Genomic DNA, 13,771 nt, shown 5'->3' on the forward strand with positions numbered 1-13,771 from the left:
GAACTGTTATGGTTACGAGAGGGGGAAAAGCCGGGCGTGACGGCGCCGCGGGCAATTACTTACGCAGTTCAAAAGGGACGCGCTGCGCGTGCTGTGATACGGCAATATGGTCAAACGTCATCATGGCCGACTTGCAGAAGATGCACTTGGCACCCATCGGGTTTTTTGATGAGACGTCGAAAACCGACGTGCGGTATTGCGAACCATGGCAGCATGGGCAACGAAAATGAATGTTAGTCATGAAAATCTCCAGAACGTTAAACGTTATAAACTAATGGGCCTTTAAGGCAATAAGGGTCTGAGACAAAACTAATCAGAGCGTAAAGAAAAAACCCAGGAGAGGCTGTGGAGAGGCACAACGTGATGAGAGATGCTTTAAGAAACTGCTACGATATCTTTTGGATTTCAAACCGAAGAGCCATTAACGCATGGTTGCAGTAATGTTGCAAGCTATTTTTTTAACTAAAGAAATTCCCTCCAGCAGCGCAGCCACGCTCGTCATGATAATCGTCTCCCACCTGGCCTTATTCAAATTATTTGAAAAGTTATGTTAAACAAATGGCATTTATTCTCATCGACTTAGGGGTAAAGTAAAGATCAATTCCGGCGGGTAGTCGCCTGTCGATGACACCTTTAACCAGGATACCCCTGTCATGAAAAAGATTGGATTTTTGTCTTTTGGTCACTGGACTCCCTCTCCGCAGTCCGGTACCCGCTCTGCCGCCGACGCGCTGTTGCAGTCCATCGATCTGGCTGTCGCAGCGGAGGAGCTTGGAGCCGATGGCGCCTATTTCCGGGTGCATCATTTTGCCCGTCAGCTCGCCTCCCCCTTCCCGCTGCTGGCTGCAATTGGCGCAAAGACCCAGCGAATCGAGATAGGTACCGGCGTTATCGACATGCGCTATGAAAATCCCCTCTATATGGCGGAGGATGCGGGTGCGGCCGATCTCATTTCGGGTGGGCGGCTTCAGTTGGGTATTAGTCGTGGATCACCGGAACAGGTCATAGATGGCTGGCGCTACTTTGGCTATGTCCCTGCCGAAGGCGAAAACGAGTCAGACATGGCGCGTCGTCATACCGAGGTGCTGCTGGATGTCCTGCGTGGAGAGGGCTTTGCGAAGCCAAATCCGCAGCCGATGTTCCCTAACCCACCTGGCCTGCTGCGCCTGGAACCCCATTCCGAAGGGTTGCGCGAGCGAATCTGGTGGGGCGCAGGATCGAATGCGACGGCGGAGTGGGCAGCGAAGCTGGGAATGAATCTGCAAAGTTCGACGTTAAAAGACGACGAGACCGGCGAGCCATTCCATATTCAACAGGCAAAACAGATTCGTGCCTACCGCGAGGCCTGGGCTGCGGCCGGCCATACTCGCACGCCGCGCGTCTCGGTTAGCCGCAGTATATTTGCCCTGATGAATCAGCAGGATCGCGCCTATTTCGGTGCCAGCCGCAACGAAAGCGACAGCGTGGGCTATCTGGATGAGAAAACCCGCGCTATTTTCGGACGCAGCTACGCCGCTGAGCCGGATAAGCTGATCGAACAGCTTAAACAGGACGAAGCCATCGCTGAAGCGGATACGTTATTACTGACCGTACCGAATCAGCTGGGCGTGGAGTATAACGTGCATGTTATTGAGTCCATACTGAAGCATGTTGCGCCGGGGATGGGCTGGCGGGATTAATATTTTAATTTTAGAGCCCCTGAAGGATACATCAGTTCAGGGGCTCTAATAATATGGTTTGATATAAACCAACTGACATATCTCAAATATTTATAGCACACACTGCCTGGACATTAGCCAAAAAACGGTATTAAGTAACGTCCGATTTAACTGGCCCAGGGAGAGGATATTATATTGTCGCCCGGCCACGTGGAGGTTTACTTACTCGCTGGCATGATATGATAAAAGAACTTGAGAGTAGTTCTAATCGCGATCACTGGTTGGCGCTTTATAGGGATGATAATGACGTTAACGACTCAACTTTTATAGAAAACGTTGAGCGAGGCGCCTTTCGCCTGGATCCGGCGGGAAGTTCGGGAATAAGTGAAGGATGTATTACATCACCCAGCCATGCTCATTATCGAATTCTCCACCATGCTCTATTAAGTTCGATGCCTGGATTAATAACGGCAGAACTTAGCGCTTTCGGTACGATACAGGTGTATTAATGAAGCCTATAGATAGCGTTTTGACAGGGGTAGGATCATTATTCCTTCTTAGCATTTTATTCTCGCTACTCTGCGCATTCATGCCAGATATTTACTTATATGATCTCTACACCAGTAAATTTGGTTTTCTGACGGAAACCGAATGGTATGACCGCTATATCACCGCTCTGATGATATTGTCATTACTCTTCACATTATTGCTTGTCTGGTTACTCTCCCATTTCTGGAAAAGAATAAAAACTGGCTAACTGGCGGGGCACACGCCCCGCCGCAATACCATAACAGACTTTCCCATTCCCCCACTTTACTTCAACTGTTATAGGTAAATTTCCCTTTTCTGCGTCTGATACTTCTCATCATCCCGCTATACCCTGTCTGCACAACGATTGACTTTGAGGTTGTGCATGTTTGGTTTAGATGCGTTTCACCTGGCAAGGATCCAGTTTGCTTTTACGGTCTCCTTCCACATTATTTTCCCGGCGATCACCATCGGGCTCGCCAGCTATCTGGCGGTTCTGGAGGGATTATGGCTAAAAACCAAAAATCCGGTCTGGCGCTCGCTTTATCATTTCTGGTCGAAGATCTTTGCCGTTAATTTTGGCATGGGCGTGGTCTCCGGCCTGGTCATGGCTTATCAGTTTGGCACTAACTGGAGCGGCTTTTCGCAGTTCGCTGGCAGTATTACCGGCCCCCTCCTCACTTATGAAGTGCTGACCGCCTTCTTCCTCGAAGCCGGTTTCCTCGGGGTGATGCTCTTTGGCTGGAAGAAAGTCGGGCCTGGACTGCACTTTTTCTCAACCTGTATGGTGGCGCTGGGCACGCTGATCTCCACCTTCTGGATCCTCGCCTCCAACAGCTGGATGCAGACGCCGCAAGGCCATGAAATCATCAACGGCGTGGTCGTTCCGGTAGACTGGTTCGCCGTCGTATTTAACCCCTCTTTCCCCTATCGCCTGCTACACATGTCGACTGCCGCCTTCCTGAGCAGCGCGCTATTCGTGGGTGCTTCGGCGGCCTGGCATCTGCTACGCGGCAATAACACGCCGGCGATCCGCAAAATGTTCTCCATGGCACTGTGGATGACGCTCATTGTCGCTCCGCTGCAGGCCATGATTGGCGATATGCACGGCCTCAACACCCTGAAATATCAACCTGCGAAAATAGCCGCTATCGAAGGACACTGGGAAAACCTGCCTGGCGAGCCGACGCCGCTGCTGCTGTTTGGTCTGCCCGATATGGAGCAGGAACGCACCCGCTATGGTCTGGCGATCCCAGCCATGGGCAGCCTGATCCTGACCCACAGTCTGGATAAGCAAGTTCCGGCTCTGAAAGAGTTCCCGAAAGCGGATCGTCCTAATTCCACCCTGGTATTCTGGTCATTTCGCATTATGGCCGGGCTGGGCATGTTAATGCTCACCCTCGGTGCCATCGCCCTGTGGCTGCGCTACCGAAAACGGCTATATCAATCCCGGCCATTCCTGTGGTTTGCCTTGCTGATGGGGCCGTCAGGCCTGATCGCCATCCTGGCCGGTTGGGTGACGACTGAGGTTGGCCGTCAACCCTGGGTGGTGTATGGCCTGCAGCGCACCGAAGATGCGGTCTCTGCACATGGCGACCTGCATATGAGCGTCAGCCTGCTGGCCTTTATCCTCGTCTACACCTCGGTGTTTGGCGTGGGTTACAGCTACATGGTACGCCTGATCAAAAAAGGGCCGCAGGATGACGAAACCTTCCCGAGCGAAACCGATGGCCGCCCCGCGCGTCCGCTTTCAGCCGCCAGTACAGCATTTGATACAAAGGAGACACCATAATGGGTATCGATCTCTCCCTGATCTGGTTTGTCATTATCGTCTTTGCCACCCTGATGTATATCGTGATGGATGGCTTTGACCTAGGGATTGGCATTCTTTTTCCCGCTGTACGCGATCCGGACGATCGCGACGTGATGGTCAACACCGTCGCCCCGGTCTGGGATGGCAATGAAACCTGGCTGGTCCTCGGCGGTGCTGCGCTGTTTGGCGCTTTCCCGCTGGCCTACGCGGTCATCATCGATGCGCTCACCATTCCTTTGACGCTGATGCTGATCGGGCTGATTTTTCGCGGTGTGGCCTTTGAGTTTCGGTTTAAAGCGACCCCTGCCCACCGGCCATTCTGGGATAAAGCCTTTATCGGCGGTTCGCTGCTTGCCACTTTCACCCAGGGGATTGTGGTCGGCGCGGTAATCAATGGCTTTCCGGTTACCCATCGCGCCTACAGCGGCGGCCCCTTTGACTGGTTCACCCCTTTTAATCTTTTCTGCGGTCTGGGGCTAATAGTGGCGTATGCGTTGTTAGGTGCCAGCTGGCTGGTGATGAAAAGTGAAAACCCGCTGCAGCAACGAATGCGGCAGCTCTCCAGACGCCTGCTGGTGGCGCTGCTGGGGGTGATCGCTATCATCAGTCTCTGGACCCCGCTGGCACACGCGGCCATTGCTGACCGCTGGTTTACGCTACCCAATCTTTTCTTCCTGCTGCCCGTGCCGGTGTTGGTGGCGGCGCTGAGTCTCTGGCAATGGCGCTGCCTGCATAATCCGCGCAGCCATACGCTGCCGTTCGTCCTGACCTTAGGGCTGGTCTTTCTCGGCTTCAGTGGGCTTGGGATCAGCATCTGGCCACATCTCATTCCGCCTTCTATCACCCTCTGGCAGGCCGCCGCGCCGGCGCAAAGCCAGGGCTTTATGCTGGTGGGGGCGCTCCTCATTATCCCGATAATCCTTGTCTACACTTTCTGGAGCTACTACGTATTTCGTGGGAAGGTACAACCCGGGGAGGGATATCACTGATGCAGCAATCTGTCTGGAAACGCCTGTTCTGGCTGGCCGTGATCTGGGGTGGCAGCGTACTTGCACTGGCGCTGGTGGGCATGTTTTTCCGCCTGCTGATGACTGCCGCCGGATTCAAATCGCACTGAAAAAAGCCCTCTGCGGAGGGCTTTGCACGAATCCTGACAAATCCTTGCCTGTATTTGAAGAGTTGAATAATAACCTGAAGGAACTATCGGCATCATAGCCTGGAAACGTAAACCGATGGTGGCCTGATGTATACAAAAACGTTATCGATTGTGATGCTGACCTGCGCCCTCTTCTCCGGCCAGTTAATGGCAGGCCATAAAGGGCATGAGTATTATTGGGTAAAGAGTGTCGAACATCAGCTGCGTCATGAAGCCGACAGCGATGAGCTACGGGCCGTGGCACAAGAGTCTGCCGAGGGGCTGCGCGAACATCAACACTGGCAGAAGTCACGCAAACCCGACACCCATTTTCGCTAATTACACGCCCTTACGTTTCGGCAGGGTTTTCATTAACTCGTCCGGGCTGACTGAGGCCACAATGCTGCCCGGCTGCGGCATTTTGAAGATGTGATTCTTCATTTTGCCAATCACGTGCATCTCGCAGGGGCGGCAGTCGAACTTCAGGGTCAGAACCTCGTCACCATTCACCAGCTGCATCGGGGTCGCTTTCCAGCTCTTGATATTGCCCTTCGCCTGTTTCGGGCAGAGGTTAAAGGCAAAACGCAGGCAGTGCTTGGTGATCATCACCGGCACGTCGCCCTTCTCTTCATGCGCCTCATAGGCGGCGTCAATTAGCTCAACGCCATAGCGTTGATAAAATGCCCGCGCCTTGTGGTTATAGACGTTAGCCAGGAAGCTGAGATGGGTATCCGGATAGACCGGCGGCGGCACCGAGACGGGCTTACGGCTGCCGCGGGGGTAGTTTGCCAGACGCGCCGCGTCGAGCTTATCTGCCGTCTCACGGCGGAACTGGTTCAGCAAGCTGTTAGGCACAAAAAGGGCATCCGCCAGGTTAATCTCGATATTGCGCGCGTAGTAGATAGTCTGGCCCAGTTTCGCCACGCCATCCTTAAGGTTGCTCAGCGCCTTCTCGCGATGGGTTGCCACATCGAACTGCCCGTCCAGCGTATGGGTAACAGTCACCCCCTCTTCGCTGGTCATAGTCAGAATCAGCTGTTCTTCCCAGCCGCCCAGTTCAATATCCACCGCCACGCGGCGCTCGCTGGAGGCTTTCAGCAGCGCCTGCTGCCAGTTATGGTCCAGGTTACGGTTTAACGGGGTATTCGGACGGATTTTGTGCAGATCGGCGGGCATCTCATTCGGCCAGACGCGATAGCGGTTTTCTCCCGTTTTTTCCACCGTATTGGCGCGAAAGCCCACGACTTCACGTTTGATCATCACATTCAGGCCATCGCCGTTCGCCAGCGGCTCGGTCACTTCCACATCCAGGTGTTGTTTCGATACCTTCAGCACTTCACCCACCGGCAGGCCGATAAATTTCGGCGAGTCAAACGCGCCGATATCACCTTTGCGCGCATTCACGAAGTAGTCTGTGCTACCGCGGTGGAAAGTTTTATCGGTAGAGGGAATAAAGAAGTGCTCGGTACGACCGGACGAGGCGCGCGCCAGATCGCCGCGATCCTCAATAATGGCGTCGAGCATCTGACGATAGTGCGCGGTGATATTCTTTACGTAGCTCATGTCCTTGTAGCGCCCTTCAATTTTGAAGGAGCGCACCCCCGCGTCGATCAGCGCCGCCAGGTTTGCCGTCTGGTCGTTGTCTTTCATCGACAGCAGATGCTTTTCAAAGGCAACGACGCGCCCCTGATCATCTTTCAGGGTATACGGCAGGCGGCAGGCTTGCGAGCAGTCACCCCGGTTGGCGCTGCGCCCGGTCTGCGCGTGGGAGATGTTGCACTGACCCGAATAGGCCACGCACAGGGCGCCGTGAATAAAGAATTCAATGGTGGCGTCGGTGGCCTGGTGGATCTCACGGATCTGATTCAGGTTCAGTTCGCGCGCCAGAACAATCTGGCTAAAGCCGGCATCAGAGAGAAATTTCGCTTTTTCGACGCTACGGATGTCGCACTGGGTACTGGCATGCAGTTCAATCGGCGGGATATCCAGTTCCATTACGCCCATATCCTGCACAATCAGCGCATCCACGCCGGTCTGGTACAGGTCGGCGATCATGCGTTGCGCCAGCTCCAGCTCATCATCATGAAGTATGGTGTTCAGGGTCACAAACACCTTCGCCCCGTAGCGATGGGCGAATGGTACCAGCTCAGCGATATCGCGCAGGCTGTTGCTGGCATTATGGCGAGCGCCAAAACCCGGGCCGCCGATATAGACCGCATCGGCACCGTGAAGAATCGCTTCACGGGCAATGGCGGCGTCACGAGCCGGGCTCAAAAGTTCAAGATGATGGGATTGCAGGCGCATACTTCGTCGTTATCCGTTATGGTCAAAATGGCGGCTATTGTAGTCAGAAGTCTGCGGCAACGGAATCGTTTTGCGTAGGTTTAGCGGGGATAATGGATAAGCGAGTGAAAGTGCACCTGCTGCTCGCTGCTGTTGCGGTAGGCGTGCGGTTTATCGCCCGCAAAACGGACGCCGGTATCCGGGAGAATACGCCGCCATTCGCCGTCGATTTTCATCTCCAGTTCGCCGCTGATCACCACAACATGCTCCACTACGCCCGCCTCATGCGGCGTGGATTCACTGCAGGCACCCGGGGCCAGGGTGATGGAAAAGTGGTCATATTTCAGTTCATCATCCCAGGGAAACAACGGTTTAATCACCATCGCCTGCTGCTGTGGGTCGAATACCGGCTGCGCTTCGGCCTCCGGGCTAATAAAAGTCGAAAACGGGACATTCAGGCCGGTGGCGATTTTCCACAGGGTCGAGACCGTCGGACTGGATTCGTTGCGCTCCACCTGACCGAGCATCGCCTTCGATACGCCGGTCTCTTCCGCCAGTCTGGAGAGACTCCAGCCTCGCGCCTGGCGTAATGTTTTCAGTGTTGTAGCAAGATGTTGCGTGATGTCCATAACCCCTCCCGTTGGCCCGAGTGTACCACTTGTATGCTATAGCGCACAGTGATACATTCCCCGTATGTTATAACGCACAAGGAGCCGCCATGCGGGCCATTTCTCTCACTTTTCCCACGGTGTTATCCGGCTTCGTTGCCGTGCTGGTCGGCTATGCCAGCTCTGCCGCCATCATCTGGCAGGCTGCTGCTGCTGCGGGGGCGACGCCAACGCAAATCGCAGGCTGGATGACCGCACTGGGAATGGGGATGGGGATCAGCACCCTGCTCCTCTCGTGGCGGTATAAAGCCCCGGTGCTCACCGCCTGGTCGACCCCGGGCGCCGCGCTGCTGGCGACCAGCCTGCAGGGGGTGACCTTAGCGGAAACCATCGGCATTTTTATCTTTGCCAATGCGCTCATCTTACTCTGCGGGGTCACCGGATTATTTGCCCGTCTGATGAAAATCATCCCCCACTCGCTGGCCGCCGCCATGCTGGCCGGGGTCCTGCTGCGCTTTGGCCTGCAGGCCTTCAGCAATATGGACGGGCATCTGGTGCTCTGTGGCAGCATGTTGCTGGCGTGGTTGGCGGCAAAGGCGGTGGCTCCACGCTATGCCATTGTCGCTACGCTGCTGGTGGGCGCAGCGGTAGCAGGACTTAATGGTGACGTTGTCACAGAAAAGTTAACCCTGACGCTGGTGATGCCCCAGTTCATTGCCCCCTCTTTCACGCTGACAACCTTGATCAGCATCGGAATTCCTTTTTTCCTTGTGACCATGGCCTCGCAGAACGCGCCGGGGTTCGCCACCCTGAAAGCATCTGGATACCCGGTTGCCGTCTCGCCGCTCATCATCGCCACCGGCGGCCTGGCGTTGCTGCTCGCACCCTTGGGCGTCTACTCGATTTGCATTGCCGCGATCACCGCCGCGATCTGTCAAAGTCCGGATGCCCATCCCGATCCTGACAAACGCTGGCTGGCCGCCGCTGCCGCAGGCGTTTTTTATCTGCTGGCGGGGGTGTTCGGCGGGTCGATCACCGGCGTCATGGCGGCACTGCCGCTAAGCTGGATCCAGACGCTGGCCGGGCTGGCGCTGCTGGGCACCATTAGCGGGAGCCTCTATCAGGCGCTGCACAACGAGCGGGAACGTGATGCGGCTATCGTAACCTTTCTGCTAACGGCAAGCGGCGTCACGCTGGGCGGTATTGGTTCGGCATTCTGGGGGCTGGTGGCAGGCGGGGTCTGTTATCTGGTGCTGTTACGCCCTCGCCGCGCGTAGCTGCGAGGGCGTCATTCCCATTACGCTGCGAAAGCGATTACTGAAGTGGCTGGCAGAGCTAAAACCGCAGGCCAGCGCAATCTCCGTCAGGGGAAGCTGGGTAGAAGTGACCAGCCTTCTGGCCTTATCCATCCGGCGCTGCATCACGTACTGATGCGGTGCCATCTGCATCGACTGGCGGAACATGCGCGCGAAGTGGTACTCACTCAGGCTCGCCTGGGTAGCCAGATCCGCCAGGGTTAATGCGGCAGCCAGGTTCTCTTCAATATAACTGAGTACATTGCGCAGCGTAAAAGGTGATAACCCCCCGGTGACGGTGGGGAGCCGCCACTGCACATTGCTGTAATGCTGTACCAGATGGGTGAGCAACAGCGTGGAGGCGCTGCTCAGGGTAAGCTGATTCGCCTTTTGCCCCCAGTCGCAGCCCAGAATGAAGTGGCGATAGAGCGCGGTAATTTTTTCGTCGTCACCAAACAGGTTTTCATCCAGGGTAAAGCCATACGGACTTTTGTCCCAGATCTTCTCACCCACCTCGCGCAGATGGGCATCGGTGCAATACAGATGCACAAAAGATAAGTCATCGCGAATATCCCAGCTCGACTCACTCTCTTTTGGCATCAGGCAAAAGCGGTCCGGCCCGCCGCCGTTTTTCCACCCGGCCGAGGTTTTGTGGTAACTCTCGTAGCCGTCGGCCACGTACAGACTCAGAGTGTGGTGATCGCAATACTGGGTGATGGTATCGCGTTTGTTGGACCAGGCCGCAAGTTGGATCCCCGAATTGAGCGCAACAGCGTTATGCAGCACCGCTTTATGTCTGCGCAGATTTTCAAAGGCACCGTACATCTCAGCCATATCGCCCAACACTCCCGTTAACCAGAGCTCATCAGTTTAAAAAGAACGTAGTACCAGTGCCACCCCTCACTTCGCTATGGCGATAAAAAAGCGCAAGAATTTGCAAGTCTTGCGCAAGGCGGTGCAAGCCGCCCAGGACCGCAAGCCGCATACTCAGGCCATTACAGACAACGAAGAGAGCCGTTGATGTCAGGCTCGGAGAGAGAATATGAACGCACTATTATACGGTCTGGTGGTCATCATTTGGGGAACAACCTGGATTGCGATCTATTTACAGCAAGGGCCCGTTGCGGCGCCCGTCTCTATTTTTTGGCGCTTTGCCGTCGCGACCGCCACCATCATGCTCGTTTTGCTGGCGCTGCGACGCCTGCGTAAAATTCACCTGCGCGACCACCTGTTCTGTCTATTACAGGGCTGCTGCGTCTTTTGTTTTAATTTCTGGTGTTTCTATACCGCCGCCTCCTATATCAATACCGGCCTGGAGTCGGTCATTTTCTCAATGGCGGTACTCTATAACGCGCTGAATAGTTATCTGTTTTTTGGTCAGCGCCCGCCTGCACGCTTTTACCTGGCGGCGGCGATGGGCCTGCTCGGTATTATCACCCTCTTCTGGAGCGATCTCATCGCCAGCGGCTGGAATGCAGGTCTCCTCTTCGGTATCGCCCTGTCGGCGCTGGGTACCTACGGTTTCTCGCTGGGGAATATGATCAGTTTACGTCATCAGCGTAACGGGCTCGAGACCATGACCACCAACGCCTGGGCGATGCTGTATGGCACACTGGTTATGGGCGCGATTGCACTCATTCGCGGGGATAGCTTCGCACCCGAGTGGACGCTGAGCTATATGGGCGCGCTGCTTTATCTGGCGCTGTTTGGCTCGGTGATTGCTTTTGGTGCCTATTTCACTCTGGTTGGGCGTATTGGCGCGGGCAAAGCGGCTTACAGCACCTTGCTGTTCCCGCTGGTGGCGTTGTCATTTTCAACGGTCTATGAGGGATATATCTGGCATGCGAATGCGATTGCGGGCTTACTGTTGATCTTAACCGGAAACCTGGTGATGTTTGCGAAACCAGAAACCTGGTTCAGACGCCCACGGCTGGCGTAAAAATTCCGGCCTGCTAACTGGCAGGCCGGATTTAAACCTTTACTTCGCGGTCTTATGTACATCAAACATGGTGGCGTCTGTCGCCATGTCGTCCACCACCTGTTTCAACGTCGCCAGCGTCATTGGCGACTTCTCATTATTGAGCTCTTTACCCTCGCCCATACGCACCACTTTAATGACCGGTTTATTGGTCTGCGCGTCAATCAGCTCGCCTTCAAAGAAGAGATGCGTATCCATGGTGCGGTGGCCGCTGGCCATTTGCGTACCGGCAATCACCAGCGCCACAGGGACCACTTCATAGAATTGCAGCCCCTCTTTCTGCGAGCTAACACCGGTAATGGCGCCGCGGAAGATCAGACTATGCGGCCCGGGGGTGGTCACAATGGGTTTCCGCTGACCAATCGCCGTTTTCATTTTGGTATTGGTATACGCCAGAATATCATCCAGCGTGCGTTGACCTACCTGTGTGGTAGGTTTTGGCGTTGGATAATAGGTGATTGGTGTCCAGATAATGCTGTCATATTTAGATTCGTCGTAAGCAGGATCGACCCAGCGCAGGGTGGGTTTACCCGATGCGGAGGTGGTTTGCTGAAGGCCGGAGTAGTCTTTTAAAAAGCCTGAATATTGATTAGGTTCTGCCACTTTTGATGCACAACCCGTCAACATGAGCAGGCCAGAGAGCGCTGCAACTTTGAATAAAGTTTTGGTACGCATAATGGGTATGTCCCTGTGGATTGTAGATATGCAATTCAAGTTATAGCAAAACTATTAATCACGCGTTGTGACAAAAAAAGGGGACGGAATGTATTTCGGAAAAAAACTGCCCGCCAGGGCAACAGGCAGTTTGTTTGGGTTACTTAATATCTACTTGCCAGAATAAATGTTTGCCGAAAGGATCAATTTCGTAACCTGTAACCTCTTTACGTACGGGTTCGAATATTGTTGAGTGGGCAATCATGACCGCAGGCATCTGGTCGTGCATCATCTGTTGCGCCTCTTTATACAGCGCCGCGCGTTTACCCTGATCGGTGATCGATTTTGCTTCAGCAATGATTTTATCAAAGGGCTGATAACACCATTTCGCCGAGTTCGATCCCCCGTTTGCAGAGGTACAGGTAAAGAGTGGCCCGAAGAAGTTATCCGGATCGCCGGTCGCAGTGGTCCAGCCCATCAGCGCCGCCTGATGTTCTCCGCTCTTCACCCGCTTCAGGTATTCGCCCCATTCGTAAGTGACGATTTTGGTCTGCACGCCAATTTTCGCCCAGTCGGCCTGAATCATTTCGGCCATCCGTTTCGCATTCGGGTTATAGGGGCGCTGTACCGGCATGGCCCACAAATCGATAGTCACACCGTTAGCAAAGCCAGCCTCTTTCAGAAGCGCCTTCGCTTTTTCAGGGTCATAGTCGTAATCTTTCAGTTCACTATCTGCGCTCCAGACGCCCGGCGGCAGCAGATTTTTCGCGGCGGTGCCGGTACCGTGGAAGACCGCGTCGATAATCGCCGGTTTGTTGATCGCCATGGCCAGCGCCTGACGCACCTTCAGATTATCCAGCGGCGCTTTTTGCGTATTGAAGGCCAGGAAGCCGGTATTCAGCCCCGCCTTACTCATCAGGTTAAGATCTTTGTTGGCTTTCATTCGCGGCAGGTCGGCGGGGTTCGGGAAAGGCATCACCTGACACTCGCCCTTTTCCAGTTTTGCGAACCGCACCGAGGCATCCGGAGTGATGCTAAAGATCAATCGATCGAGCTTCGCTTTACCCTGCCAGTATTCCGGGAAGGCAGTGAACAGAATGCGGGAGTCTTTCTGGTACTGCGCCAGTTTAAACGGCCCGGTACCGATTGGATTCATATCGACCTTCTCAGGGGTACCGGCTTTTAACATCGCATCGGCATACTCTGCCGACAAGATTGAGGCGAAATACCAGGCCAGATCGGCTACAAACGGCGCTTCCGGGTGCGCCAGGGTAAAGCGTACCGTGTTATCGTCAACGCGATCGATGGCGGTAATCAGCGTGCCAAATTCCAGACTTTCAAAGTTGGAATAGCTGCCGTTAGAGACGTTGTGATAGGGATGTTTCGCATCTTTTTGCCGCATGAATGAAAAAATCACGTCATCCGCATTAAAGTCGCGCGTTGGGGTAAAGAATTTGTTGCTCTGGAATTTCACCCCTTTGCGTAAATGGAAGGTGTAGACCTTGCCATCATCGCTCACGTCCCAGCTTTCAGCGAGGCTCGGCACCAGCTCGGTGGTACCGGGTTTGAAATCGACCAGACGGTTATAGACCGGCACCGCGCTGGCGTCCACGCTGGTACCCGAGGTATAGAGTTGCGGATTAAAGTTCTCAGGAGAGCCTTCAGAACAGTAAACCAGCGTTTTGGCGGTAACGGTGGAACTGACCGTCAGCGCGGCCAGGGCCAGAGCTAAAGTTGTGAGCTTGCTTTTCATCACGTTTTCCTGTCTTTTAATTCGACGGCTAATCATTCTTTTGCCATTTCATAAATAACATTAAAG

13 protein-coding genes and 1 pseudogene are annotated in these 13,771 nt (G+C 54.5%); 8 read left to right on the forward strand and 6 right to left on the reverse strand.

Annotation, left to right across the window (positions count from 1 at the left end):
* Positions 1-55: 55 nt before the first annotated feature.
* Positions 56-241: a hypothetical protein gene (locus B3B59_RS11180; protein WP_046885369.1), complete on the reverse strand. Its 186-nt coding sequence runs from the start codon at positions 239-241 to the stop codon at positions 56-58.
* Positions 242-653: 412 nt separating this feature from the next.
* On the opposite strand from B3B59_RS11180, the gene B3B59_RS11185 reads away from it, so the two are divergent.
* From B3B59_RS11185 to B3B59_RS11210, 6 genes and pseudogenes are all read left to right on the forward strand, one after another.
* A complete protein-coding gene (locus B3B59_RS11185; RefSeq protein WP_040075554.1) occupies positions 654-1,679 on the forward strand; it encodes an LLM class flavin-dependent oxidoreductase in 1,026 nt (341 codons plus the stop codon).
* Positions 1,680-1,846: 167 nt separating this feature from the next.
* A pseudogene (locus B3B59_RS11190) lies at positions 1,847-2,167 on the forward strand (tlde1 domain-containing protein); the annotation flags it as partial.
* Positions 2,168-2,571: 404 nt separating this feature from the next.
* Complete coding sequence (locus tag B3B59_RS11195; protein WP_286808996.1) at positions 2,572-3,978, forward strand: cytochrome ubiquinol oxidase subunit I; 1,407 nt, start codon at positions 2,572-2,574, stop codon at positions 3,976-3,978.
* Entirely contained in the window at positions 3,978-4,988 is a 1,011-nt protein-coding gene (gene cydB, locus B3B59_RS11200; RefSeq protein ID WP_286808997.1) for a cytochrome d ubiquinol oxidase subunit II, read from the forward strand. Before B3B59_RS11195 ends, cydB begins: the two co-directional genes overlap by 1 nt.
* Complete coding sequence (locus tag B3B59_RS11205) at positions 4,988-5,116, forward strand: DUF2474 domain-containing protein (RefSeq protein ID WP_046885363.1); 129 nt, start codon at positions 4,988-4,990, stop codon at positions 5,114-5,116. Before cydB ends, B3B59_RS11205 begins: the two co-directional genes overlap by 1 nt.
* A 126-nt stretch (positions 5,117-5,242) precedes the next feature.
* A complete protein-coding gene (locus B3B59_RS11210) occupies positions 5,243-5,473 on the forward strand; it encodes a DUF2554 family protein (protein WP_046885362.1) in 231 nt (76 codons plus the stop codon).
* On the opposite strand, the gene B3B59_RS11215 is transcribed toward B3B59_RS11210, so the two are convergent.
* Both B3B59_RS11215 and B3B59_RS11220 read right to left on the reverse strand, forming a co-directional pair.
* Positions 5,474-7,438, reverse strand: coding sequence for a peptidase U32 family protein (locus B3B59_RS11215; RefSeq protein WP_286808998.1), 1,965 nt, complete (start codon positions 7,436-7,438; stop codon positions 5,474-5,476).
* An 80-nt stretch (positions 7,439-7,518) separates the two neighbouring features.
* A complete protein-coding gene (locus B3B59_RS11220) occupies positions 7,519-8,046 on the reverse strand; it encodes a helix-turn-helix domain-containing protein (RefSeq protein WP_212475930.1) in 528 nt (175 codons plus the stop codon).
* Positions 8,047-8,135: 89 nt separating this feature from the next.
* Here B3B59_RS11220 and B3B59_RS11225 point away from each other — a divergent pair, with 89 nt between their 5' ends.
* Complete coding sequence (locus tag B3B59_RS11225) at positions 8,136-9,302, forward strand: benzoate/H(+) symporter BenE family transporter (RefSeq protein ID WP_286808999.1); 1,167 nt, start codon at positions 8,136-8,138, stop codon at positions 9,300-9,302.
* On the opposite strand, the gene B3B59_RS11230 is transcribed toward B3B59_RS11225, so the two are convergent.
* A complete protein-coding gene (locus B3B59_RS11230; RefSeq protein ID WP_286809000.1) occupies positions 9,282-10,154 on the reverse strand; it encodes a helix-turn-helix transcriptional regulator in 873 nt (290 codons plus the stop codon). The genes B3B59_RS11225 and B3B59_RS11230 overlap by 21 nt on opposite strands.
* 208 nt (positions 10,155-10,362) lie before the next feature.
* Between B3B59_RS11230 and B3B59_RS11235 the strand changes: the two genes are divergently transcribed.
* A complete protein-coding gene (locus B3B59_RS11235; RefSeq protein ID WP_233802284.1) occupies positions 10,363-11,259 on the forward strand; it encodes a DMT family transporter in 897 nt (298 codons plus the stop codon).
* A 39-nt stretch (positions 11,260-11,298) separates the two neighbouring features.
* Here the strand turns inward: B3B59_RS11235 and B3B59_RS11240 are convergent, their stop codons facing one another.
* On the reverse strand, positions 11,299-11,973 hold the full coding sequence (locus B3B59_RS11240) for a DUF3313 domain-containing protein (RefSeq protein ID WP_286809001.1): 675 nt from the start codon (positions 11,971-11,973) through the stop codon (positions 11,299-11,301).
* Positions 11,974-12,112: 139 nt separating this feature from the next.
* Entirely contained in the window at positions 12,113-13,705 is a 1,593-nt protein-coding gene (locus B3B59_RS11245; protein WP_286809002.1) for an ABC transporter substrate-binding protein, read from the reverse strand.
* Positions 13,706-13,771: the final 66 nt, after the last annotated feature.

The sequence above is a fragment of the Leclercia sp. UBA2479 genome, assembly GCF_002341985.1.
Classification (GTDB): Bacteria; Pseudomonadota; Gammaproteobacteria; order Enterobacterales; family Enterobacteriaceae; genus Enterobacter; species Enterobacter pneumoniae.

What these genes read in the sequence shown, in the direction of transcription:
- B3B59_RS11230 (WP_286809000.1), bottom strand. Translation starts at nt 10,154, where the DNA reads ATGGCTGAGATGTACGGTGCCTTTGAAAATCTGCGCAGACATAAAGCG.
- B3B59_RS11240 (WP_286809001.1), bottom strand. Translation starts at nt 11,973, where the DNA reads ATGCGTACCAAAACTTTATTCAAAGTTGCAGCGCTCTCTGGCCTGCTC.
- B3B59_RS11210 (WP_046885362.1), top strand. Translation starts at nt 5,243, where the DNA reads ATGTATACAAAAACGTTATCGATTGTGATGCTGACCTGCGCCCTCTTC.
- B3B59_RS11245 (WP_286809002.1), bottom strand. Translation starts at nt 13,705, where the DNA reads ATGAAAAGCAAGCTCACAACTTTAGCTCTGGCCCTGGCCGCGCTGACG.
- B3B59_RS11220 (WP_212475930.1), bottom strand. Translation starts at nt 8,046, where the DNA reads ATGGACATCACGCAACATCTTGCTACAACACTGAAAACATTACGCCAG.
- B3B59_RS11195 (WP_286808996.1), top strand. Translation starts at nt 2,572, where the DNA reads ATGTTTGGTTTAGATGCGTTTCACCTGGCAAGGATCCAGTTTGCTTTT.
- B3B59_RS11235 (WP_233802284.1), top strand. Translation starts at nt 10,363, where the DNA reads ATGAACGCACTATTATACGGTCTGGTGGTCATCATTTGGGGAACAACC.
- B3B59_RS11215 (WP_286808998.1), bottom strand. Translation starts at nt 7,438, where the DNA reads ATGCGCCTGCAATCCCATCATCTTGAACTTTTGAGCCCGGCTCGTGAC.
- B3B59_RS11225 (WP_286808999.1), top strand. Translation starts at nt 8,136, where the DNA reads ATGCGGGCCATTTCTCTCACTTTTCCCACGGTGTTATCCGGCTTCGTT.
- B3B59_RS11180 (WP_046885369.1), bottom strand. Translation starts at nt 241, where the DNA reads ATGACTAACATTCATTTTCGTTGCCCATGCTGCCATGGTTCGCAATAC.
- cydB (WP_286808997.1), top strand. Translation starts at nt 3,978, where the DNA reads ATGGGTATCGATCTCTCCCTGATCTGGTTTGTCATTATCGTCTTTGCC.
- B3B59_RS11185 (WP_040075554.1), top strand. Translation starts at nt 654, where the DNA reads ATGAAAAAGATTGGATTTTTGTCTTTTGGTCACTGGACTCCCTCTCCG.
- B3B59_RS11205 (WP_046885363.1), top strand. Translation starts at nt 4,988, where the DNA reads ATGCAGCAATCTGTCTGGAAACGCCTGTTCTGGCTGGCCGTGATCTGG.